General features: G+C 65.6%; 13 protein-coding genes. 4 read left to right on the top strand and 9 right to left on the bottom strand.

Annotation, left to right across the window (positions count from 1 at the left end):
* From ccoO (C163_RS17890) to ccoN (C163_RS17865), 6 genes are all read right to left on the bottom strand, one after another.
* Positions 1-609, bottom strand: coding sequence for a cytochrome-c oxidase, cbb3-type subunit II (gene ccoO / locus C163_RS17890; protein ID WP_013973496.1), 609 nt, complete (start codon positions 607-609; stop codon positions 1-3).
* Positions 609-2,051: a cytochrome-c oxidase, cbb3-type subunit I gene (ccoN, locus tag C163_RS17885; RefSeq protein WP_015271137.1), complete on the bottom strand. Its 1,443-nt coding sequence runs from the start codon at positions 2,049-2,051 to the stop codon at positions 609-611. Before ccoN (C163_RS17885) ends, ccoO (C163_RS17890) begins: the two co-directional genes overlap by 1 nt.
* A 461-nt stretch (positions 2,052-2,512) precedes the next feature.
* On the bottom strand, positions 2,513-3,454 hold the full coding sequence (gene ccoP, locus C163_RS17880; RefSeq protein ID WP_025340009.1) for a cytochrome-c oxidase, cbb3-type subunit III: 942 nt from the start codon (positions 3,452-3,454) through the stop codon (positions 2,513-2,515).
* Positions 3,451-3,645, bottom strand: a complete 195-nt coding sequence (locus C163_RS17875) for a cbb3-type cytochrome c oxidase subunit 3 (RefSeq protein WP_025340008.1) — start codon at positions 3,643-3,645, stop codon at positions 3,451-3,453. The genes ccoP and C163_RS17875 overlap by 4 nt, the downstream gene beginning before the upstream one ends.
* A gap of 5 nt (positions 3,646-3,650) precedes the next feature.
* Positions 3,651-4,259 carry a cytochrome-c oxidase, cbb3-type subunit II gene (gene ccoO, locus C163_RS17870; protein WP_013973492.1) on the bottom strand — a complete coding sequence of 203 codons (609 nt, stop codon included), beginning with the start codon at positions 4,257-4,259 and terminating at the stop codon, positions 3,651-3,653.
* 13 nt (positions 4,260-4,272) lie between these two features.
* Positions 4,273-5,697, bottom strand: a complete 1,425-nt coding sequence (gene ccoN / locus C163_RS17865; protein WP_013973491.1) for a cytochrome-c oxidase, cbb3-type subunit I — start codon at positions 5,695-5,697, stop codon at positions 4,273-4,275.
* Positions 5,698-5,747: 50 nt separating this feature from the next.
* On the opposite strand from ccoN (C163_RS17865), the gene C163_RS17860 reads away from it, so the two are divergent.
* A complete protein-coding gene (locus C163_RS17860) occupies positions 5,748-6,440 on the top strand; it encodes an alpha/beta family hydrolase (protein ID WP_025340007.1) in 693 nt (230 codons plus the stop codon).
* 113 nt (positions 6,441-6,553) lie between these two features.
* On the opposite strand, the gene C163_RS17855 is transcribed toward C163_RS17860, so the two are convergent.
* Positions 6,554-6,838, bottom strand: coding sequence for a pyrimidine/purine nucleoside phosphorylase (locus tag C163_RS17855; protein WP_012315400.1), 285 nt, complete (start codon positions 6,836-6,838; stop codon positions 6,554-6,556).
* Positions 6,839-6,913: 75 nt separating this feature from the next.
* Positions 6,914-7,465, bottom strand: coding sequence for an exonuclease domain-containing protein (locus C163_RS17850; protein WP_025340006.1), 552 nt, complete (start codon positions 7,463-7,465; stop codon positions 6,914-6,916).
* A gap of 172 nt (positions 7,466-7,637) precedes the next feature.
* Between C163_RS17850 and C163_RS17845 the strand changes: the two genes are divergently transcribed.
* Complete coding sequence (locus C163_RS17845) at positions 7,638-8,438, top strand: ABC transporter substrate-binding protein (RefSeq protein ID WP_025340005.1); 801 nt, start codon at positions 7,638-7,640, stop codon at positions 8,436-8,438.
* 63 nt (positions 8,439-8,501) lie between these two features.
* Positions 8,502-9,515, top strand: coding sequence for a GNAT family N-acetyltransferase (locus C163_RS17840; RefSeq protein ID WP_025340004.1), 1,014 nt, complete (start codon positions 8,502-8,504; stop codon positions 9,513-9,515).
* A gap of 115 nt (positions 9,516-9,630) precedes the next feature.
* On the opposite strand, the gene C163_RS17835 is transcribed toward C163_RS17840, so the two are convergent.
* Positions 9,631-10,161, bottom strand: a complete 531-nt coding sequence (locus tag C163_RS17835; RefSeq protein ID WP_015271130.1) for an RNA polymerase factor sigma-70 — start codon at positions 10,159-10,161, stop codon at positions 9,631-9,633.
* 672 nt (positions 10,162-10,833) lie between these two features.
* Between C163_RS17835 and C163_RS17830 the strand changes: the two genes are divergently transcribed.
* On the top strand, positions 10,834-23,787 hold the full coding sequence (locus tag C163_RS17830) for a non-ribosomal peptide synthetase (RefSeq protein WP_025340003.1): 12,954 nt from the start codon (positions 10,834-10,836) through the stop codon (positions 23,785-23,787).
* Positions 23,788-24,224: the final 437 nt, after the last annotated feature.

Here is a 24,224-nt window from a genome sequence, read left to right as displayed (position 1 = left end):
TCACCGTTTGCTCTTGATGATGGTGCCAAGACCCTGCAGGTACGCGACGATGGCGTCCATTTCGGTCTTGCCCTTGACCGCGTCGCGGGCCCCGGCGATGTCGGCGTCGGTGTACGGCACGCCGAGGGTGCGCAGCACTTCCATCTTCTTCGCGGTGTCCTTGCCGTCGAGCTTGTGCTCGACCAGCCACGGGTACGACGGCATCTTCGATTCCGGTACCACGTTGCGCGGGTTGTACAGGTGCGCACGGTGCCAGTCATCGGAGTAACGGCCACCGACCCGCGCCAGGTCCGGCCCGGTACGCTTGGAGCCCCACAGGAACGGGTGGTCCCACACGCTCTCGCCGGCTACCGAGTAGTGGCCGTAGCGCTCGGTTTCGGCACGGAACGGGCGGATCATCTGCGAGTGGCAGCCCACGCAGCCTTCGCGGATGTAGATATCGCGGCCTTCAAGTTCCAGCGCGGTGCGCGGCTTCATGCCTTCCACGGGTTTGTTGGTGACGTCCTGGAAAAACAGCGGGACGATCTGGGTCAGGCCACCGACGCTCACGGCGATGACCATGAAGAAGGCCAGCAGGCCTATGTTCTTCTCGACGGCTTCATGCTTCATCAGTGCGCTCCCACGACGACGATCTTGGCGGCTTCCTCAGCCTGTGCCGGGTTGGCGGCACGTACGGTACGGAACACGTTGTAGGCCATCAGCAGCATGCCGGTGGCGAAGAACGCACCGCCCAGGGCGCGGACGATATAGCCAGGGTGGCTGGCCTGCAGGGCTTCGACGAAGGAGTAGGTGAGGGTGCCGTCATCGTTGATGGCGCGCCACATCAGGCCCTGGGTGATGCCGTTTACCCACATCGAGGCGATGTACAGCACGGTACCGATGGTAGCCAGCCAGAAGTGCGCGTTGATCAGGCCGACGCTGTGCATCTGCTCGCGGCCATACAGGCGCGGGATCATGTGGTACACGGCGCCGATCGAGATCATCGCCACCCAGCCGAGGGCGCCGGCGTGTACGTGGCCGATGGTCCAGTCGGTGTAGTGCGACAGCGAGTTCACGGTCTTGATGGCCATCATCGGGCCTTCGAAGGTGGACATGCCGTAGAACGCCAGCGACACCACCAGGAAGCGCAGGATCGGGTCGGTGCGCAGTTTGTGCCAGGCACCGGACAGGGTCATCATGCCGTTGATCATGCCGCCCCAGCTTGGCGCCAGCAGGATGATCGACATGACCATGCCCAGCGACTGTGCCCAGTCAGGCAGGGCGGTGTAGTGCAGGTGGTGCGGGCCGGCCCAGATGTACAGGGTGATCAGTGCCCAGAAGTGCACGATCGACAGGCGATACGAGTAGATCGGGCGTTCGGCCTGCTTGGGTACGAAGTAGTACATCATCCCCAGGAAGCCGGTGGTGAGGAAGAAGCCCACGGCGTTGTGGCCGTACCACCACTGGATCATCGCGTCGGTGGCGCCGGAGTAGGCCGAGTACGACTTGAACAGGCTTACCGGCAGCGAGATGTGGTTGACGATGTGCAGCATCGCGGTAACCACGATGAAGGCGCCGTAGAACCAGTTGCCGACATAGATGTGCTTGGTCTTGCGCTTGACGATGGTGCCGAAGAACACCAGCCCGTAGGTGACCCAGACGATGGCCAGCAGGATCGCCAGCGGCCACTCGAGCTCGGCGTATTCCTTGGTGGTGGTGTAGCCCATCGGCAGGGTGATCAGCGCCCCGACGATCACCGCCTGCCAACCCCAGAAGGTGAAGGCGGCCATGCTGTCGGAGATCAGCCGGGTCTGGCAGGTGCGCTGCACCACGTAGTAGCTGGTGCCGAACAGCGCACAGCCCCCGAAGGCGAAGATCACCAGGTTGGTGTGCAGCGGGCGCAGGCGGCCGAAGCTGGTCCAGGGCAGGTCCAGGTTCAGTTGCGGCCATACCAGCTGCGAGGCGATGAAGACGCCGAGGCCCATGCCAAGGATCCCCCAGACCACCGTCATGATGGCGAACTGGCGGACGACCTTATAGTTATAAGCAGTCGGACTGATTGCTGTGCTCATTGCTAAGGTTCCACGGTTTTGATGTTCTTGTTGGTCGAAAAAATCGGCGCCAGTATTGATAACCACCGGGGTTACCGCAACGCAACTTTGGTACGCCGACCCGTGCCCGAGCCCGTTCACTGATGTCCCGCAGCGATCGGGTCTGGACGATTGTACACAAATAAATATTTGTAATGTGTACCGTTTTTCGCCTTTTTCTGATCGATCGGTCAAGCTTTTTATCGGGACGGCGACAGGCTACGCGCCGCGTCTGCTTCGCTCCTTTCGGAGCGAGGCCCACTGAGGCAACAAGCTTAGTTGTGTTCGGAGGGGGTGCAAGGGAGGGTAGAGCGGGGAGAGGGGCTGCTTTGCAGCCCATTCGCAGCACAAGGCTGCTCCTACAGGGGGCGTAATCTTGCGCGGTACCCTTGTAGGAGCAGCCTTGTGCTGCGAATGGGCCGCAAGGCGGCCCCTGGGCGGTATTACTTGGCAGTCACGGTTTCAGCAGCACCATCCTGCGACAGGCTATACACATACGCCGCCAGCAGGTGCACCTTGTCGTTGCCCTGGATCTCCGCCTGCGCCGGCATCTGACCCTGGCGACCATAGCGAATGGTCTGCTGCAGCTGGGCAAAGCTTGAACCGTAGATGAACGCCTGCGGGTGGGTCAGGTCTGGCGCGCCCATGGCCGGGGTGCCCTTGCCTTCAGGCCCGTGGCAGGCCACGCAGTTGCCGGCGAAGATTTCCTTGCCCTTGGCGGCGTCGGCCTTGATCCCTTCCGGCAGGCTGCGGCCATCGAGGTTGGTGAGCACGAACGCGGCCACATCCGCCACGCCCTGCTCGCCGATCACTTCGGCCCAGGCCGGCATCACGCCGTGGCGACCATTCATGATCGAGGCCTTGATGGTTTCCGCCTCGCCGCCCCAGCGCCAGTCCTTGTCGGTGAGGTTGGGGAAGCCATAGGCACCCTTGGCATCCGAGCCATGGCACACCGAGCAGTTCGAGGCGAACAGGCGGCTGCCCATTTTCAGCGCCTGCGGGTCCTTGGCCACTTCTTCCACGGGCATGGCAGCATACTTGGCGAAGATCGGGCCGAATCTTGCGTCGGCCTTGTCCATTTCCTTCTGCCATTCGTTGGCGCCGGTCCAGCCATTTTCATAGCCCGGCAGGATGCCCTTCCAGTTGCCCAGGCCCGGGTAGAGGATCAGGTAGCCGACCGAGAACACCAGGGTGCCGACGAACAGCCAGAACCACCACTTGGGCAGCGGGTTGTCGTATTCCTCGATGCCGTCGAAGCTGTGGCCCATGGTCTGGTCGGTGGTGTTGTTGCTCTGGCCCTTGCGGGTGGCGAGCAGCAGCCAGGTCAGGCCAATCAGGCTACCGATGGTCAGTACGCAGATGTACGTACTCCAGAAGGTGGTCATTGCCCGTTACTCCTTTTTGCAGCAGGTGCCTGTCCGGCAGAGGGCAGGCGGTCGTCGACGAAGGGCAGCAGGCGCGCTTCGGCGAAATCACGGTCGCGGCGGCGGTTGAATACCCACAGGGTGAGGCCGATGAAAGCGATCATCACCACCAGGGTGCCCAGGCCGCGGATCATGCCGATGTCCATTCCCATCGCATTCACCTCTTGTTCTTGATCGCGGTGCCGAGCACCTGCAGGTAGGCGACCAGGGCGTCCATCTCGGTCTTGCCCTTGACCGCGTCGCGGGCCCCGGCGATGTCATCGTCGGTGTACGGCACGCCCAAGGTGCGCAGGGTGCGCATCTTGGTGTCGGTATGGCTGTTGTCGACCTGCTGGGCGACCAGCCATGGGTACGACGGCATCTTCGACTCCGGTACCACGTTGCGCGGGTTGTACAGGTGCGCACGGTGCCAGTCGTCCGAGTAGCGGCCACCGACCCGGGCCAGGTCCGGCCCGGTGCGCTTGGAACCCCACAGGAACGGGTGGTCCCACACGCTTTCACCAGCCACCGAGTAGTGGCCATAGCGCTCGGTTTCGGCGCGGAACGGGCGGATCATCTGCGAGTGGCAGCCCACGCAGCCTTCGCGGATGTAGATATCGCGGCCTTCCAGCTGCAGCGCGGTGTACGGCTTCATGCCTTCCACCGGCTTGTTGGTGACGTCCTGGAAGAACAACGGGACGATCTGGGTCAGGCCGCCGATGCTGACGGCAAACACCATCAGCAGGGCCAGCAGGCCGACGTTTTTCTCGATGACTTCATGTTTCATCAGGCAGGTCTCCTCAAGCCAGCTGGGCGTTCGCAGGGGCGACATCGAGCGCCGGCGAACGCACGGTGCGCCAGGTGTTCCAGGCCATCAGGAACATGCCGCTGAGGAAGATCGCACCGCCGACGAAGCGCACGATGAAGCCTGGGTGGCTGGCCACCAGGGTTTCCACGAACGAGTAGGTGAGCGTGCCGTCGCTGTTGACCGCGCGCCACATCAGGCCCTGGGCGATGCCGTTGACCCACATCGAGGCGATGTACAGCACGGTGCCGATGGTGGCCAGCCAGAAGTGCGCGTTGATCAGGCCGATGCTGTACATGCGCTCCTTGCCGAACACTTTCGGGATGGTGTGGTACAGCGCGCCGATCGAGATCATCGCCACCCAGCCGAGGGCGCCGGCGTGCACGTGGCCGATGGTCCAGTCGGTGTAGTGGGACAGGGCGTTGACCGTCTTGATGGCCATCATCGGGCCTTCGAAGGTGGACATGCCGTAGAACGCCAGCGACACCACCAGGAAGCGCAGGATCGGGTCGCTGCGCAGTTTGTGCCAGGCGCCGGACAGGGTCATCATGCCGTTGATCATGCCGCCCCAGCTTGGTGCCAGCAGGATCAGCGACATCACCATGCCCAGCGACTGTGCCCAGTCGGGCAGGGCGGTGTAGTGCAGGTGGTGCGGGCCGGCCCAGATGTACAGGGTGATCAGCGCCCAGAAGTGCACGATCGACAGGCGATAGGAATACACCGGGCGTTCGGCTTGCTTGGGCACGTAGTAGTACATCATCCCCAGGAAGCCCGCAGTCAGGAAGAAGCCCACGGCGTTGTGGCCGTACCACCACTGCACCATGGCATCGGTGGCGCCGGCATAGACCGAGTAGGACTTGGTCAGGCTGACCGGCAGTTCCAGGTTGTTGACGACGTGCAGCATCGCCACGGTGAGGATGAAGCCGCCGAAGAACCAGTTACCGACGTAGATGTGCTTGGTGTTGCGCTTCATCAGCGTGCCGAAGAACACGATGGCGTAGCTCACCCAGACGATGGTGATCAGGATGTCGATCGGCCATTCCAGTTCGGCGTATTCCTTGGAGCTGGTGTAGCCCAGCGGCAGGCTGATGGCCGCCAGCAGGATCACCAGTTGCCAGCCCCAGAAGGTGAACGCGGCCAGGCCCGGTGCGAACAGGGTGGTCTGGCAGGTGCGTTGCACCGAATAATAGGAGGTGGCGAACAGCGCACAGCCGCCGAAGGCGAAGATCACCGCATTGGTATGCAGGGGGCGCAGGCGGCCGAAGCTGGTCCAGGGGAGGTCGAAGTTGAGGGAAGGCCAGGCGAGCTGGGCGGCGATGAAGACGCCGAGCCCCATCCCGACGATTCCCCACACCACCGTCATGATGGCGAATTGGCGGACCACCTTGTAGTTATAGGCGGTACTGCTGGTTGTGTTCATGTATGGGTTCCCATCCACGGTTATTTGGCAGGCTTTACAGCGAGGCAAGCATGATTAATGGGCAAAGTGCCGGTATTGACGGGGATCAATGGGCGAAGGTCGGAAATGTCCCAGGCTTGCGCTGCGATCCCCCGCACGTTCGGGGCAAGGACGGCTACAAGGGCTGCCTGATCCTGGCCCATGGCGCAGGTGCGCCGATGGACAGCGGGTTCATGGACGAAATGGCGCAAAGGCTTGCGGCGCTTGGGGTAGCGGTAGTGCGCTTCGAGTTCCCGTACATGGCCGAGCGCAGGGTTGCCGGCGGCAAGCGGCCGCCGAACCCGCAGAAGGTGTTGCTGGAATGCTGGCGCGAGGTGTACCGGCAGGTGCGACCTTTGGTCGCGGGCAAGCTGGCGGTAGGTGGCAAGTCCATGGGCGGGCGCATGGCCAGCCTGCTGGCCGATGAACTGGAAGCGGATGCACTGGTGTGCCTGGGCTATCCGTTCTATGCGGTGGGCAAGCCGGAGAAGCCACGGGTCGAGCACCTGGCCGAATTGAAGACGCCGACGTTGATCGTGCAGGGCGAGCGGGATGCGCTGGGTAACCGCGAGGCGGTGGCAGGGTATGCGTTATCGCCGGCGATCGAGGTGAGCTGGCTGGTGGCGGGGGACCATGACCTGAAGCCGCTGAAGGCCTCGGGGTTCAGCCATGAGCAGCACTTGCAGGCGGCGGCTGAGAAGGTTGCGGCATTCCTAAAAGATTAGTGCTGGATTCTTCGCGGGCTTGCCCGCTCCCACAGGTACTGCACAGGCCTGGAAGCTTGTGTGGTATCTGTGGGAGCGGGCGAGCCCGCGAAGAGGCCGGTACAGGCTACCGCTTAGTCACGGTACTCGCACAGGTAGGCAGTATCCACCGCCACCTTCAGCTGGAACTTGCTGTCGGCGGCCACATTGAACTTGTCACCGGCGTTGAAGGTTTCCCAGTTGTCGCTACCCGGCAGCTTCACGGTCAGGGCGCCGGAAACCACGTGCATGATTTCGCGCTTGGCAGTGCCGAACTCGTACTCGCCCGGGGCCATGACGCCGACGGTGGCCGGGCCTTCAGTGCCTTCGAAGGCGATCGACTTGACAGTACCATCGAAGTATTCGTTGACCTTGAACATGGGGCGACTCCTGAAAAGGGGGGATGAAAAAGGGCTGGCCAGTATGCCCAAGCCCACGGGCCCCGTCATCTGCTTTCAGGTAGCGTCCACCGGCAGGCTCAACGGCAGCAGCCGCGCGGTATTGCGCGCATCTTCCAGGGCCCGGTGCTGCTGCCCGCAAAAGTGCATGCCGGCCAGCTGCAGTGCACCATTCAGCCCAGCAGGGCGCTGCAGGTGGCGGGCCTTGGCGAAGCGTTGCTTGAGGTTGATGTGCGGCAGGGTCCGCAGCAGGCTGTCCAGCCCATGCTGCTGCCACTCCTGGTGCAACTGCTGGCGGTCGTAGTCGCCCCAGCTGACCCAGGCCTGAAGCTGCCCGCGGTGGTACCCGAGCCAGCGCTCGAAGCTTGACCATACTTCGCGGAACGGTGCGGCACTGTCCACGCTGGCCTGGCTGATGTGGGTCAGCTCACGGCAGAACGGGGTCAGCTGCGGCCGCCGCCGGGGCTTCACGAAGCGCTGGAAGTGGTCGACCTCGCGGCCTTCGCGGGTAACCAGGCTTGCGCCGATTTCAATGACTTCCATCTCTGTGACCGGCCACCCACCATCGTCGGTGGTGGCTTCCAGGTCGATCACCAACCAGTGGCCCATACCAGGCTCCCTTGCAGATCCTGCTAGAGCGTAGCCAAACTCAGGGCATCCGGCATCCCCTGGCAATTTGCCTGCGGCTTTGGCACAAAGGGCCACTATCCGGCAGTTGTGTCCGGCCCGGAAAACGCCTAGCTTAGGTGGACCCAGGCATGAACCGTGATGAGCATCCGTCTTGACTCCAGCGCCCGGCCTAAAGGCCCTGTCTTCCCTGATGCTGCTGGCCGTGTTCTGGCTGGCGGCGCCGGTATGGGCCGCCGATGCCGTCGAAGTGAGGATTGGCGCGGCGCATTTCCCACCGTATACGGTACGCCCCGAGCAGGGCGCCGACAGCGGCCTGCTGCCGCAACTGGTCGACGCGCTCAACCGCACGCAGCAGCGCTACCACTTCGTCGTGGTGCCCACCTCCATCCAGCGGCGTTTTGGTGACCTCCAGCAAGGCCGCACCGACATGGCCATTTTCGAGAACCCGGAGTGGGGCTGGCAGCAGATTGCCCACCAGAGCGTGGACCTGGGCCTGGAAGACGCCGAGGTGTTCGTCGCCCGCAAGGCCAATGGCCGTGACCCGCATTACTTCGACGACCTGCACGGCAAGCGCCTGGCGCTGATCAACGGCTACCACTATGCGTTCGCCGGCTTCAACTCCGACCCGGACTACCTGCGCACCGCCTACAAAGCGACCCTGACCTATTCCCACGACAGCAACTTGCTGATGGTGCAGGCCGACCGCGCCGACATCGCCCTGGTCACGCGTTCCTATCTCAGCGATTTCCTGGAGCGCAACCCGGCCAGCCGGGACCAGTTGGTGTCCTCGCAGCGCATTGACCAGGTCTACCACCACTACGCCTTGCTGCGCCCGGGGGCTCCGATCGGCGAGCAGTCGTTCGCGGCGCTGCTGCGGGCCCTGCGCGACAGTGGCGAGCTGGCGCGCATCTTCGAGCCCTACCGCATCACGGTGTCGGCCCCACACGACTAAATTCCCGTGGTGCGGCAACGTTCTCAGCAGTGAGCCTTTTCTTCATTGCCGTGAGTCAAGCCCATGCCGTTCGATGCCGCTTCGCAGCCCCAGTCAGCGCCACGCTGGCGCAGCCTCAGTGCCGAGGAGGGCGACAGCTGGCTGAGCCTGTCCCTCGAAGGCCGCCCGCTGATCCAGTTGCGCCTGGAGGTGGGCGCCACCCTGAATGTTCACCTGGAGCGGCTGTGCCCCGAGCGCCCCTATCAGGCCTTGTGGGCCGCCTGTTATTGGCTGCTGGCCCGCGACACCGCCTGCCAGCGCCTGGCCTGGTACCTGCCCGAGGCGTTGCCTCAGGCATTGACCAGTGGCCTGCTGCTGGCCGGCGAGCAGCCTGGCCAATACCTGTGCGAGCGAGCGCTGTTCTGGCAGCTGCCACAGCCGTGGCTGGGCGAGTCGGGAAGCGCGGCATACCCGCAGCAAATGCAGATCAGCAACGGCAAGCGCCACCCACGCCGCGCGCCCAAGCCTCGTGGCGAGGTGTACCGGCGCTTCGATACGCGCCTGGGCAGCTGGGTGTCGCTGCGTACCTTGGAAATCGAACATGACCTGGAGCGCTTCAACCGCTGGCAGAACAACCCGCGGGTGGAGGCGTTCTGGCAGGAGGCTGGCACCCTTGCGCAGCATCGCGAGTACCTGGGCAAGCTCGAGGCCGACCCGCATGCCCTGACGCTGATCGGCTGCTTCGATGACCAGCCGTTTGCCTACTTCGAGGCGTACTGGGCCAAGGAAGACCGCATTGCGCCGTTCTACCCGGCCGATGATTACGACCGTGGCATCCACATGCTGGTGGGGGAGGAGAGCCACCGCGGGCCGCACAAGGTGGCCAGCTGGCTATCGGCGCTGGTGCACTACCTGTTCCTGGATGACCCGCGCACCCAGCGGGTGGTGGCCGAGCCGCGTGCCGACAACGGCAAGATGATCGGCTACATGCACGACCAGTGCTTCCATTGCGACAAGGAGTTCGACTTCCCGCACAAGCGCGCGGCGTTGATGATTCTGGGGCGGGAACGGTTTTTCGATCGCTGCAAACTGGCTTGATATCGAGGTGGCTTCTTCGCGGGCGCGCCCGCTCCCACAGGTCCCCCTCAGTCTTTGAGGTCTGTGCTTATCCTGTGGGAGCGGGCGTGCCCGCGAAGAAGCAGGCTCTGCCTGATCAGGCCTGCCGACTGGCCGTCTTGCGGCAATGCACCAGCGCATCGCGGATCATGAAGTTGACCAGTGTCGGCGACACTCCCAGCTCCTTGGCAATGTCCTTCTGCGGCACGCCATGCAGGCGGTACATCTCGAAGGCATAGCGGGTGCGCTGGGGCAGTTCGTTCAGCGCCTCGGCAATGTCATCCAGCGCGGCAAGGTTGATGTGGGTGGCTTCGGGGGAGGCGTTTTGCACGACCACGTTCAGGCCTTCCTCCTCGCTGCCGGAGTACTTCAACTCCATCGCCTGCTTGCGATAGTGGTCGATGGCCAGGTTGCGCACGATCTGGAACAGGTAGCTCAGCTGCGCCTTGAACGACGATGTGATCTGCGGGGCGGCGCTGAGCCGGAAAAAGGCGTCCTGCACCACATCTTCGGCGCGCGACCGGCAGCCGGTGATGCGGGCAGCGATCTTGACCAGGATGCTGCGGTTGTCGACGAAGGCCTGTAGTAATGGTGAATCGCACTTACTTGTGGATAGTTGTTCCGCCATGGAAATCACCTTGTCACAGAGGGGAAAGGACGCACCCAAATTTGGGAAGCTTCCTACGACGGGCGACAAGCTATTCAGAATGATAATGATTGTCAAATGCGAAATGTAATTGGTTTCATGTGATTTCAGTTCTAAGGTGTGAGGGTGGCTGGGTGCATGTCGGGGCATTTTTAGCGCCTGTGAGATCGAGCGCCGCCCGCGCGGCGCTTCGCGGGACAAGCCCGCTCCCACATTTGTTGCAACGTGCCGAACCTGTCAGGCCATGGTTGCCAGCCTTGTTGGGCTGGCTGGATTCCTGAGTTGGCATTGCTGCCGCCCCACTTGTCTCAAGCCTTGTACCAAAGCTGACAACGCCTCTCCCACAGGCATGGCCACGTTGCAACAAATGTGGGAGCGGGCTTGTCCCGCGAAGCGCCGCGCGGGCGGCGCTCGATCTCACAGGCGCAGAAAGTGTCAAGGTGAATACTCGCGAAGCGCCGCGCGGGCGGCGCTCGATCTCACAGGCGCAGAAAGTGTCAAGACGAATACCCGCGCCCCCCAAAGCCTCACCGCCGCTAATTTCTCCCCCCGCCCATCCGTTCCCCTGTGTACACCTCAGGCCGCCACATGCCGCTGCGCCCACGTTCGCGCAGCAGCCGGCCCGACCCAACCAGACACTGGCAGGAACACCCCATGACGGACGCCTTCGAACTCCCGCTCTCGCTGGTCCAGGCCCTGGCGCAACGCGCCGCGCAGACCCCGGACAAAGTCGCCTTGCGCTTTCTGGCCGACGCTCCCGGCGAACAGGCCGTGCTCAGCTACCGGGACCTCGATCAGCGTGCGCGCACCATCGCCGCTGCCTTGCAAACCCGGGCCAGCTTCGGCGACCGCGCGGTGCTGTTGTTCCCCAGCGGGCCAGACTATGTAGCGGCGTTTTTCGGCTGCCTGTATGCCGGCGTGATTGCGGTGCCGGCCTACCCGCCGGAGTCCGCGCGCCAGCACCACCAGCAGCGCTTGCTGTCGATCATCGACGACGCCGAGCCGCGCCTGCTGCTGACCGTCGCGGCCCTGCACGACAGCCTGCAGGGCCTGGAGGCCCTGGCGGCGGCCAACGCCCCCGAACTGCTGGCGGTGGATGGCCTGGCCCCGGCACTGGCTGCGAACTGGCGCGAGCCCGCGCTCAAGGGTGATGACATCGCCTTCCTGCAGTACACCTCCGGCTCCACCGCACTGCCCAAGGGCGTGCAGGTCAGCCATGGCAACCTGGTGGCCAACGAACAGCTGATCCGCCAAGGCTTTGGCATCGACCTCAACCCCGACGATGTGATCGTCAGCTGGCTGCCGCTGTACCACGACATGGGCCTGATCGGCGGCCTGCTGCAGCCGATCTTCAGCGGCGTGCCCTGTGTGCTGATGTCGCCGGGCTACTTCCTGGCCCGGCCGCTGCGCTGGTTGCAGGCCATCAGCGAGTACGGCGGCACCATCAGCGGCGGCCCCGACTTCGCCTACCGGCTGTGCAGCGAGCGGGTCAGCGAGGCCTCCCTGGCCGGGCTCGACCTCAGCCGCTGGCGGGTGGCCTATTCCGGCTCCGAGCCAATCCGCCAGGACAGCCTGGCGGCCTTTGCCGACAAGTTCCAGGCCTGCGGCTTCGACCCGCAGAGCTTCTTCGCCAGCTACGGCCTGGCCGAGGCGACCCTGTTCGTCAGCGGCAGCCGCCGTGGCCAGGGCATCGCCGCGCTGGAGCTGGACGCCGAAGCCTTCGCCGCCAACCGTGCGGAGCCTGGCAAGGGCAGTGTGCTGATGAGCTGTGGCTACCCGCAGCCCGGGCATGCCGTGCGCATTGTCGAACCACAACGTCTGCAGGTGCTGGGCGACAACCAGGTGGGCGAGATCTGGGCCGGTGGCCCGAGCATCGCCCTGGGCTACTGGCGCAACCCGGAGGCCAGCGCCCGCACCTTCGTCGAGATGGACGGCCAGACCTGGCTGCGTACCGGCGACCTGGGCTTCATGCGCGAAGGCGAAGTGTTCGTCACCGGGCGCCTGAAGGACATGCTGATCGTGCGCGGGCAGAACCTGTACCCGCAAGACCTGGAAAAGACCCTCGAGCGCGAAGTGGATGTGCTGCGCAAAGGCCGGGTGGCAGTGTTCGCCGTCGAGCAGCAAGGCGAGGAGGGTATTGGCGTGGCGGTGGAAATCAGCCGCAACGTGCAGAAGGCAATCAAGCCTCAGGCGCTGATCAAGACCCTACGCCAGGTGATCGCCGACGCCTGCCGCCAGGCCCCGGCCGTGGTCCTGCTGCTGAACCCGGGTGCGCTGCCCAAGACCTCCAGCGGCAAGCTGCAGCGTTCGGCCTGCCGCCTGCGCATGGACGATGGCAGCCTGGACTGCTACGCCCGTTTCCCTGAGGTGAGCGAGCCCGTTGCCACGGATGCCGCCGGCAATGAACTGCAGGCACGCATCGCCGGTGTGTGGCGCGACATCCTCAAGGTCGAGGCGGTGGCGGCAGACGACCACTTCCTGCTGCTGGGTGGCAACTCCATCGCCGCCACCCACGCCACCGCACGCCTGGCCGATGAATTGGGTATCGAGCTGGGTCTGCGCACCCTGTTCGAGGCGCCGATACTGGCTGACTACGCCAAGGCCGTGGCCGCGATCATTGCCGAAGGCGGTGGCCGGGTCGGCGCCATCGCTACTCTGGAACGCACCCAGGCGCTGCCCCAGTCGCTGGCGCAAAACCGCCTGTGGCTGCTGTGGCAGTTGGACCCGCAGTCGGCGGCCTACAACATTCCGGCCGGCCTGCAGTTGCGCGGTGAGCTGGACGAAAACGCACTGGAAGCGGCCTTCCAGGCGCTGGTGGCGCGCCATGAATCACTGCGTACCCTGTTTGCCGAAGAGAACGGCCAGGCCCTGCAGCGCATCCAGGCGCAGCAGCCGTTCGACCTTCGCCGCCTGGACCTCGAAGGCCAGGCCGCCGAACAGGTCGCCGCCCAGCGTGAAACCGAAGCTCGCCAGCCGTTCGACCTGACCCGGGGGCCGTTGCTGCGGGTGACCCTGGTGCGCCTGGACGATGAACACCATCAACTATGGGTGACCCTGCACCATATCGTCGCCGACGGCTGGTCGCTGAACATCCTGCTCGACGAATTCGCCAAACTGTATGCCGCCCATTGCCAGGGCCTCGAGGCCAACCTGGCACCGCTGACCCTGGGTTATGCCGACTACGGCACCTGGCAGCGACAGTGGCTGGCCGCAGGCGAAGCCGAGCGTCAGCTGCAGTACTGGCAGGCGCATCTGGGGGATGAACTGCCGGTGCTCGACCTATGCACCGACCACCCGCGCACCAGCCAGCGCGACCACCGCGCCGCCCGCTTCAACCTCAAGGTACCGGCCAGGCTCACCGAAGCGCTCAAGGGCCTGGCCCGCGAACAGCAGGCCAGCCTGTTCATGGTACTGCTGGCCGGCTGGCAGGCGCTGCTGCACCGCTACAGTGGCCAGGCCGATATCCGTGTCGGCGTGCCCAACGCCAACCGCCCGCGCCTGGAAACCCAAGGCATGGTCGGCTTCTTCATCAACACCCAGGTGCTGCGTGCGCAACTCGATGGCCGCCTGCCGTTCGACCAGTTGCTGGCCCAGCTGCGCCAAGCCACCCTGGATGCCCAAGCCAACCAGGACCTGCCGTTCGAGCAACTGCTCGAAGCCTTGCCCGAGGCTCGCGAGCAAGGCCTGTTCCAGGTCATGTTCAACCACCAGCAACGTGACCTGTCTGCCCTGCGCCGCCTGCCGGGCCTGCTGGCCGAAGAGCTGCCGTGGCACAGTCGCGAAGCCAAGTTCGACTTGCAGCTGCACAGTGAAGAAGACCACCAGGGCCGCCTGAGCCTGGCCTTCGACTATGCCGCCGAATTGTTCGATGCCAGCACCGTCAAGCGCCTGGCCCAGCACCTGCTGGCCCTGCTCGAGCAGGTGTGTGCCGGGCCGCAGCGGGCGCTGGGCGAGGTGCAATTGCTCGACGAGCCTGGCCGCGCGCAACTGCTGAGCTGGGGCGAGGCACCTGCTGCGGCGCCGCAGCGCCTGCTGGTCGAGCAGCTCAATGAGCAGGCACGCCTGACCCCGCAGCGCACCGCCCTGGTGTGGGACGGTGGCAGCCTGGATTACGCCGAGTTGCACCAGCAAGCCAACCGTCTGGCCCACTACCTGCGTGACAAAGGCGTCGGCCCCGACACCTGCGTGGCCATCGCCGTCGAGCGTTCGCCGCAGCTGCTGGTGGGCCTGCTGGCCATTCTCAAGGCCGGTGGTGCCTATGTGCCGCTGGACGTCGATTACCCGGCCGAGCGCCTGGCCTACATGCTCGCCGACTGCAACGCTGGCCTGTTGCTGAGCCACAGCAACCTGCTGGGCAAGCTGCCACAGGTGGACGGCGTCAGCGCCATCGCCCTCGACCAGCTGCACCTGGACAGCTGGCCAAGCCATGCCCCCGGCCTGCACCTGCATGGCGACAACCTGGCCTATGTGATCTACACCTCCGGCTCCACCGGCCAGCCCAAGGGCGTGGGCAATACCCACGCGGCACTGGCCGAGCGCCTGCAATGGATGCAGGCCAGCTATGTGCTGGACGACAGCGACGTGCTGATGCAGAAGGCGCCGATCAGCTTCGACGTTTCGGTGTGGGAATGCTTCTGGCCACTGGTGACCGGTTGCAAGCTGGTGCTCGCCGGCCCTGGCGAGCACCGCGACCCGCAGCGCATCGCCGCGTTGGTGCAGGCCCATGGCGTGACCACGCTGCACTTCGTGCCGCCGCTGTTGCAGGTGTTCGTCCAGGAGCCGCAGGCGGGTGCCTGCAGCAGCCTGCGCCGGCTGTTCTCCGGTGGCGAAGCGCTGTCCGCGGCACTGCGTGACCGCGTGCTGCAGGTGCTGCCACAGGTGCAGTTGCACAACCGCTATGGCCCGACCGAAACCGCCATCAACGTCACCCACTGGCACTGCCAGGCCACCGATGGCGAACGCTCGCCAATCGGCCGCCCGCTGGGCAATGTGCTGTGCCGTGTGCTGGACGACGAACTGGAACTGACCGCCCCCGGTGTGCCGGGCGAGCTGTACCTTGGCGGTGCAGGCCTGGCCCGTGGTTACCTGGGCCGCCCGGGCCTCACCGCCGAGCGCTTCGTGCCCCGGGCCGACGGCAATGGCGAGCGCCTGTACCGCAGTGGCGACCGCGCCCGCTGGCAGGTGCAGACCGAGGCGCTGGAATACCTTGGCCGCCTCGACCAGCAGGTCAAGGTGCGTGGCTTCCGTGTCGAACCCGAGGAAGTCCAGGCCTGCCTGCTGGCGCAAGCGGGGGTCGAACAGGCGCTGGTGCTGATTCACAAGGATGCCGTAGGCGCGCAACTGGTCGGCTACTACAGTGGCAGCGCCCAGCCTGATGCATTGCTGACGGTGCTGGCTGAACAACTACCGGCCTACATGGTGCCGGCACAACTCATCCCGCTGGCGCAGATGCCGCTGGGCCCCAGCGGCAAGGTCGACCGCAAGGCGTTGCCGGCCCCGGTGTGGCAGCAGCGGGAGCACATCGAGCCGCAAACCGAGTTGCAGCAGCAGGTCGCTGCCATCTGGCGTGAAGTGCTGAACCTGCCGCGCGTTGGCCTGCAGGATGACTTCTTCGCCCTTGGCGGCCATTCGCTGCTGGCCACTCAAATTGTCTCGCGCACGCGTCAGGCCTGCGATGTCGAGCTGCCGCTCAAGGCCCTGTTCGACGCCAGTGAGCTGGGCGCCTTCTGTGCCGAGATCACGCGTATCCGTGCCGCCGGTGAGCGCAACCTGCAAGGCGCAATCACCCGCGTCGACCGCCGCCAGGCGGTGCCGCTGTCGTACTCGCAGCAGCGCATGTGGTTCCTCTGGCAAATGGAGCCGGGCAGCCCGGCGTACAACGTTGGCGGCATGGCGCGCCTGCGTGGCACCCTGCATGTGGATGCCTTCGAGCGCGCGTTGCAGGCGCTGGTGGTGCGCCACGAAACCCTGCGCACCACCTTCCCCAGCATCGATGGCGTGCCGTATCAGTGCGTGGCCGAAGACAGCAGCCTGCACCTCGACTGGCAGGACTTCAGCGCTTTGCCCGCCGATGCCCGCCAACAACGCCTGCAACAACTGGCCGACGACCAGGCGCACCAGCCGTTCGATCTGGAGCGCGGCCCGCTGCTGCGTGCCTGTCTGGTCAAAGCCCAAGAGCGCGAGCACTTCTTCGTGCTGACCCTGCACCATATCGTCACCGAAGGCTGGGCCATGGACATCTTCGCCCGCGAACTGGGCGAGCTGTACGAGGCCTTCGTCGATGACCGCGAATCGCCGCTGGCGCCGCTGCCGGTGCAGTACCTGGACTACAGCGTGTGGCAACGGCAATGGCTGGAGAGCGGCGAGGGCGCCCGCCAGCTGGCCTACTGGCAGGCCCGCCTGGGCGATGAACACCCGGTACTGGCGCTGCCTGCCGACCGCCCGCGCCCGGCAGTGCAGAGCCACCGTGGCGAGCTGTACCGCTTCGAGCTCGACCCGGCGCTGGTCGCCCGCGTGCATGCCTTCAACAGCCAGCGCGGCCTGACCCTGTTCATGACCATGACTGCCACCCTGGCCGCCTTGCTGCACCGCTACAGCGGCCAGCGTGACCTGCGCATTGGCGCGCCGGTGGCCAACCGCATCCGCCCGGAAAGCGAAGGGCTGATCGGCGCGTTCCTCAACACCCAGGTGCTGCGTTGCGAGCTGGACGGCCAGATGAGCGCCGCACAGTTGCTGGAGCAGGTACGCCAGGTTGCCATCGAAGGCCAGTCGCACCAGGACCTGCCGTTCGACCAGCTGGTGGAAGCCCTGCAGCCACCGCGCAGCAGCGCCTACAACCCGCTGTTCCAGGTGATGTGCAACGTGCAGCGCTGGGCCTTCCAGCAAAGCCGCCAGCTTGCTGGCATGCAGGTGGATTACCTGGTCAACGACGCCAGCGCCACCAAGTTCGACCTGTACCTGGAGGTGACCGACCTCGATGGCCGCCTGGGTTGCTGCCTGACCTACAGCCGTGATCTGTTCGACGAACCACGCATCGCACGCATGGCCGAGCACTGGCAGCAATTGCTGGCCGGCCTGCTCGACAACCCGCAACAGCGCCTGTGCGAGCTGCCGATGCTGAGCAGCGCCGAGCAGCAGGTGCTGGCGGGCCAGTTGCAAGGCGAGCAGGATCTCGCTCTCGACCAGACCGTGCACGGCCTGTTTGCCGCCCAGGCTGCGCGCACGCCACACGCTGGCGCGTTGACCTTCGCCGGCCGGCACATGACCTATGCCGAACTCGACCAGCAGGCCAACCGCCTGGCCCGCGCCCTGCGCGAGCGTGGCGTCGGCCCGCAGGTGCGTGTGGGCCTGGCGCTGGAGCGTTCGCTGGAAATGGTCATCGGCCTGCTGGCCATCCTCAAGGCCGGTGGCGCCTACGTGCCGCTCGACCCCGAATACCCGCTCGACCGCCTGCGCTACATGATCGAAGACAGCCGCATCGGCCTGCTGCTCAGCCAGCGCACGCTGCTGCAAACCCTGGGGCAGTTGCCCGAAGGCGTGGCGCGCTGGAGCCTGGAGGACGACAGCGCCAGCCTGTCGGCCTACAGCGATGCGCCGCTGGACAACCTCAACCTGCCGCAGCACCAGGCCTACCTGATCTACACCTCCGGTTCCACCGGCAAGCCCAAGGGCGTGGTAGTCAGCCACGGCGAGTTCGCCATGCATTGCCAGGCGGTGATCGACGCGTTCGGCATGCGCAGCGATGACTGCGAGCTGCACTTCTATTCGATCAATTTCGACGCCGCCAGCGAACGCCTGTGGGTGCCGCTGCTGTGTGGCGCCCGCGTGGTGCTGCGCGCCCAGGGGCAGTGGGGCGCCGAAGACATCTGCCAGCTGGTGCGCGAGCAGCAGGTGAGCATCCTCGGCTTCACGCCAAGCTACGGCAGCCAGTTGGCGCAGTACCTGGCCGGGCAGGGCGAGCAGTTGCCAGTGCGCCTGGTCATTACCGGTGGTGAAGCGCTGACCGGCGAACACCTGCAGCGCATCCGCCAGGCCTTCGCGCCGCAGCAGTTCTTCAACGCCTACGGGCCGACCGAAACCGTGGTCATGCCGCTGGCCTGCCTGGCACCACAGACGCTGCCGGCAGAACTGGGCAGCGTACCGATCGGCCGCGTCATCGGTAGCCGCACGGCCTACATCCTCGACGAAGACCTTGCCCTGTTGCCGCAAGGCGCTATTGGCGAGCTGTATGTCGGCGGTGCCGGCCTGGCCCAGGGTTACCACGACCGCCCGGGCCTCAGCGCCGAGCGCTTCGTCGCCGACCCGTTCGGCAGCGAAGGCGGGCGCCTGTATCGCACCGGAGACCTGGTGCGCCTGGGCAGCGATGGCCTGGTCGAGTACGTCGGCCGCGCCGACCAGCAGGTGAAGATTCGCGGTTTCCGTATCGAGCTGGGCGAAATCGAAAGCCGCCTGCAGGCGCATGCCGATGTCGACGAAGCTGTGGTGCTGGCCCTCGACCTGCCGGGCGGCAAGCAACTGGTGGGTTACCTGGTGTGCGGGCAGGCCGCTGCCGACAGCGAGGCCCAGGGCCTGCTGCGCGACGCGGTGAAAGCCGATGCCCGCCAGCACCTGCCGGACTACATGGTGCCGGCGCACCTGGTGCTGCTCGACAGCCTGCCGCTGATGGGCAACGGCAAGCTCGACCGCCGTGCGCTGCCGCTGCCGGACCTGGAACAGGCACGCCAGCAGTACCAGGCGCCTGGCAACGAGGTGGAAGCGCAACTGGCGCAGATCTGGCGTGACGTGCTCAACGTTGCCCAGGTCGGCGTGCAGGACAACTTCTTCGAACTGGGCGGCGACTCGATCCTGTCGATCCAGGTAGTCAGCCGGGCTCGTCAGGCCGGCTTGCAGTTCACCCCGCGCGACCTGTTCCAGCATCAGACCATCCAGACCCTGGCCGCCATCGTTCAGCGCAGCGAAGCCGCCAGCAGCATCGAACAGGGCCAGCGCCAGGGCCAGGCCGGCCTCACGCCGATCCAGCACTGGTTCTTCGACAGTGAAGTGCCACAGCCGCAGCACTGGAACCAGGCTGTTCTGCTGGAGGCGCGCAAGCCGCTGGATGAGGGGGTACTGGAGCGAGCCTTGGCCGACCTGGTGCAGCACCACGACAGCCTGCGCCTGCGCTTTGGCCAGGCCCAGGGCCGCTGGCAGGCCGAATATGCTTCGCCTGCCACCGGGCAATTGCTGTGGACAGCCACGGTCGCCGACTTCGCCGATTGCCAACCGCTGTACACCGACCTGCAACGCAGCCTCGACCTGGAACAGGGCCCACTGTTGCGCGCCTTGCTGGTTAATGACGGCCAGGGCGGCCAGCGCCTGTTGCTGGCGATCCATCACCTGGTGGTCGATGGCGTGTCGTGGCGCGTGCTGCTGGAAGACCTGCAAGCGCTGTACCGTGGCCAACCGCTGCCGGCCAAGACCCACGCCATGGGCGACTGGGCCGCACGCCTGGCCAGCTATGCCGGCAGTGATTCGCTGCGCGACGAGCTGGGCTGGTGGCAAGGCCAGTTGGGTGGTGTGCGCCGTGAACTGCCATGTGATCACCCGCAGGGAGGCAACCTGCACCGCCACGCCCGTACCCTGGCCATCGGCCTGGATGTGGTGCAGACCCGGCAGTTGCTGCAGCAGGCCCCGGCGGCCTATCACACCCAGGTCAACGACCTGCTGCTGACCGCGCTGGCGCGTGCCCTGTGCCGCTGGAGCGGCGATGAAGAAGTGCTGGTACAGCTTGAGGGCCATGGCCGTGACGGGCTGTTCGAAGACATGGACCTGACCCGCAGCGTCGGCTGGTTCACCAACGCCTACCCGCTGAGCCTGCGCCCGCTGCCAGGCGAGGACGATGCGGCGCGGGCAGGCTCGATCAAGCGCATCAAGGAGCAGTTGCGCCAGGTGCCGCACAAAGGGCTGGGCTACGGCGTGCTGCGCTACCTGGCCGATACGGCAGGGCGCGAGCAGATGGCGGCCCTGCCGCAGGCACGCATCACCTTCAACTACCTGGGCCAGTTCGACCAGCAGTTCGACAGCACAGCCCTGTTCCAGCCGCTGGACGCCCCGGCCGGCCTGGCCCACGACCTTGATGCGCCGCTGCCCAACTGGCTGAGTGTCGATGGCCAGGTGTATGGCGGCGCCCTGCAACTGCGCTGGACCTTCAGTGCCGAACGCTACGACGAGCGGACCATCGCCAGCCTGGCCGAAGCCTATCGCCAGGAGCTGCTGGCGCTGGTCGAGCATTGCCTGACGGATGGCAACGGCAGTTTCACGCCATCGGACTTCCCGCTGGCGCACCTGACTCAGGCGCAGATCGATGCACTGCCGGTACCGGCAGCGCAAATCGAGGACGTCTACCCGCTGACGCCGATGCAGGAGGGCATGCTGCTGCACACCCTGCTGGAGCCGGGCACCGGCCTCTACTACATGCAGGACCGCTACCGCATCAACAGCGCGCTCGACCCCGAACGCTTCGCCCAGGCGTGGCAGGCTGTGGTGGCGCGCCACGAAGCGCTACGCGCATCGTTCAGCTGGAACACCGGCGAAGCGATGCTGCAGATCATCCACAAGCCGGGCAACACGCCGGTGGACTACCAGGACTGGCGTGGCCTCGACGACGACGCCCAGGAGCAGCGCCTGCAGGCCCTGCACAAGCAGGAACGCGAGGCTGGTTTCGCCCTGCTCAGCGAGGCGCCGTTCCACCTGCGCCTGGTGCGTGTGGCCGACGAGCGCTACTGGTTCATGATGAGCAACCACCACATCCTCATCGATGCCTGGTGCCGCTCGCTGCTGATGAACGATTTCTTCGAGATCTACCAGGCCCTCGGCGAGGGGCGCCAGGCCCGCTTGCCGGTGCCACCGCGCTACCGTGACTACATCGGCTGGCTGCAACGCCAGGGCCTGGACGACGCGCGAGCCTGGTGGCAGGCCAACCTGGCCGGCTTCGAACGTGCCACCCCCATCCCCAGCGACCGCCCGCTGCGCCACGACCATGCCGGTAGCGGCATGATCGTCGGCGACTGCTATACGCGCCTGGCGGTGAGCGACGGCGTGCGCCTGCGCGAGCTGGCCCAGGCCCACCAGCTCACCGTCAACACCTTCGCCCAGGCGGCCTGGGCCCTGGTACTGGCGCGCTACAGTGGCGACCGCGACGTGGCCTTTGGCGTGACCGTGGCCGGGCGCCCGGTGAGCATGCCGCAGATGCAGCGTACCGTTGGCCTGTTCATCAACAGCGTCGCCCTGCGCGTGCAATTGCCGGTGGCGGGTGAGCGCTGCAGTGTGCGCCAGTGGTTGCAAGGCCTGCTGGAGCGCAATATGGAGCTGCGCGAATATGAATACCTGCCGCTGGTGGCGATCCAGGAATGCAGCGAACTGCCCAAGGGCCAGCCGCTGTTCGACAGCCTGTTCGTGTTCGAGAACGCGCCGGTGGAAACTGCCGTGCTCGACCACGCCCAGCACCTGAATGCCAGCTCCGACTCGGGCCGTACCCACACCAACTTCCCGCTGACAGCGGTGTGCTACCCGGGCGATGACCTTGGCCTGCACCTGTCGTTCGACCAGCGCTACTTCGACTACCCGACCGTCGAGCGCCTGCTGGCCGAGTTCAAGCGCCTGCTGCTGGCGCTGGTGCAAAGCTTTGAAGGGGAGATGAGCGCACTGCCGTTGCTGGGTGCCGAAGAGCAGCGCTTCCTGCTGGAGGACTGCAACCGTACCGCGCGCGCCTATCCGCTGGAAGACAGCTACATCGTGCAGTTCGAGGCGCAGGTGGCCGCACATCCGCAACGTACCGTGGCCCGCTGCCTGGACGCGTCCTACGACTACGCCGGCTTGAACCTGGCGGCCAACCGCCTGGGCCATGCCTTGATCGCGGCGGGTGTGAAGGTGGACCAGCCGGTGGCACTGCTGGCCGAGCGTGGGCTACCGCTGCTGGGCATGATCGTCGGCAGCTTCAAGGCCGGCGCCGGCTACCTGCCACTGGACCCGGGCCTGCCGGCGGCGCGCCTGCAAAGCATCATCCAGCTCAGCCGTACACCCGTGCTGGTGTGCAGCGCGGCCTGTGCCGGGCAAGGGCGGCAGTTGCTGGACCAGCTTGCAGTAGCGGCACGGCCGCAGTTGCTGGTCTGGGAAGACATCCAGGCCAGCCCGGTGGCCAGCCACAACCCCGGCATTCACAGCGGGCCGGATAACCTCGCCTATGTGATCTACACCTCAGGCTCCACCGGCCTGCCGAAGGGGGTGATGGTCGAGCAGCGCGGCATGCTCAACAACCAGCTGAGCAAGGTGCCTTACCTGGCGCTCGGCGAGCAGGACGTGATCGCCCAGACGGCCTCGCAGAGCTTCGACATTTCGGTGTGGCAGTTCCTTGCCGCGCCGCTGTTCGGCGCCAGGGTGGAGATCGTGCCGAATGCCATCGCCCATGACCCGCAGGGCCTGCTGGCGCATGTGCAGGCCACCGGCATCAGCGTGCTGGAGAGCGTGCCGTCGCTGATCCAGGGCATGCTGGCCAACGACCACCAGGCCCTCGATGGCCTGCGCTGGATGCTGCCGACCGGCGAAGCCATGCCACCGGAGCTGGCGGCGCAGTGGCTGCAGCGCTACCCGCAGATCGGCCTGGTCAACGCCTACGGCCCGGCGGAGTGCTCCGATGACGTGGCGTTCTTCCGCGTCGATGCCGCCTCGACCCGTGGCAGCTACCTGCCGATCGGCACGCCGACCGACAACAACCGCCTGTACCTGTTCGGCGAGGACCAGGCGCTGGTGCCACTGGGTGCGACAGGTGAGCTGTGCGTGGCCGGTACCGGTGTGGGCCGTGGCTATGTCGGCGACCCGGTGCGCACTGCGTTGGCGTTCATCCCCCATCCATATGGTGCGCCGGGCGAACGCCTGTACCGCACCGGCGACCTGGCGCGGCAGCGCCCGGACGGGGTGCTGGAGTATGTCGGGCGCATCGACCATCAAGTGAAGATTCGCGGCTACCGCATCGAACTGGGCGAAATCGAAGCCCGCCTGCACGAACAGCCGGAGCTCCGCGACGCTGCCGTTGGCGTGCAGGAGGGCGTCAATGGCAAGCACCTGGTGGGTTACCTGGTGGCGCATCAGGGCGTTGCAGCCGACGCTGCGTTGCTGGAACAGCTCAAGCAGCGCCTGCGTGCCGAGTTGCCGGAGTACATGGTCCCACTGCACTGGGGCTGGTTCGACAGCCTGCCGCACAACGCCAACGGCAAGCTCGACCGCAAGGCCTTGCCGGCCATCGACATCGGTTGCCAGCACAGCCAGGCCTACCAGGCGCCGCGCAACGAGCTGGAAGAGGTACTGGCCGGTATCTGGGCCGATGTGCTCAAGGCCGAGCGGGTCGGGGTGCACGACAACTTCTTCGAACTGGGCGGGCATTCGCTGCTGGCCACACAGATCGCCTCGCGGGTGCAGAAGCAGCTGCAGTTGAACGTGCCGTTGCGGGCGATGTTCGAGTGCAGCACGGTGGAGGAACTGGCGGTGTATGTGCAGGGGTTGCAGGGCAGTGTGCTGGATGACGACAAGGTCGACCGGCTCAGTGACCTGATGGCCGAGCTGGAGGGCTTGTGACCTGAGCAGGTGAGGCCTGCACCGCCCCTGGATTGGTGCACAAAAGTTGAAATTGCTGGGGCCGCTATGCGGCCCTTTCGCGACACAAGGCCGCTCCTACAGATACGGCGTTGTTCTCGAGGTTTGGCGCTGTACCTGTGGGAGCGGGCATGCCCGCGAACACCGGCGCAGCCGGTGCCATAAACACCGCGTTGAGTTCTTCGCGGGCTGCTCACAGGTGCTGCACATAGCTGCCCAGTGCATGACTGGGGTTTGAGGTGGTGCATAGTGCATGCCTTGATTCTTTCTGCGCCAGTGAGATCGAGCGCCGCCCGCGCGGCGCTTCGCGGGACAAGTCGGATCGCCGCACCGCCGCTCCCACATTTGTTGCAACGTACCGAACCTGTCAGGCCATGGTTGCCTGCCTTGGTGCATGTCTTGAGATTGGTGAGGCGGCA

The organism is Pseudomonas sp. FGI182 (assembly GCF_000511325.1).
GTDB lineage: Bacteria > Pseudomonadota > Gammaproteobacteria > Pseudomonadales > Pseudomonadaceae > Aquipseudomonas > Aquipseudomonas putida_Z.
The sequence above is the reverse complement of the archived record's forward strand: the minus strand, read 5'-3'. Positions and strand labels throughout refer to the sequence as shown.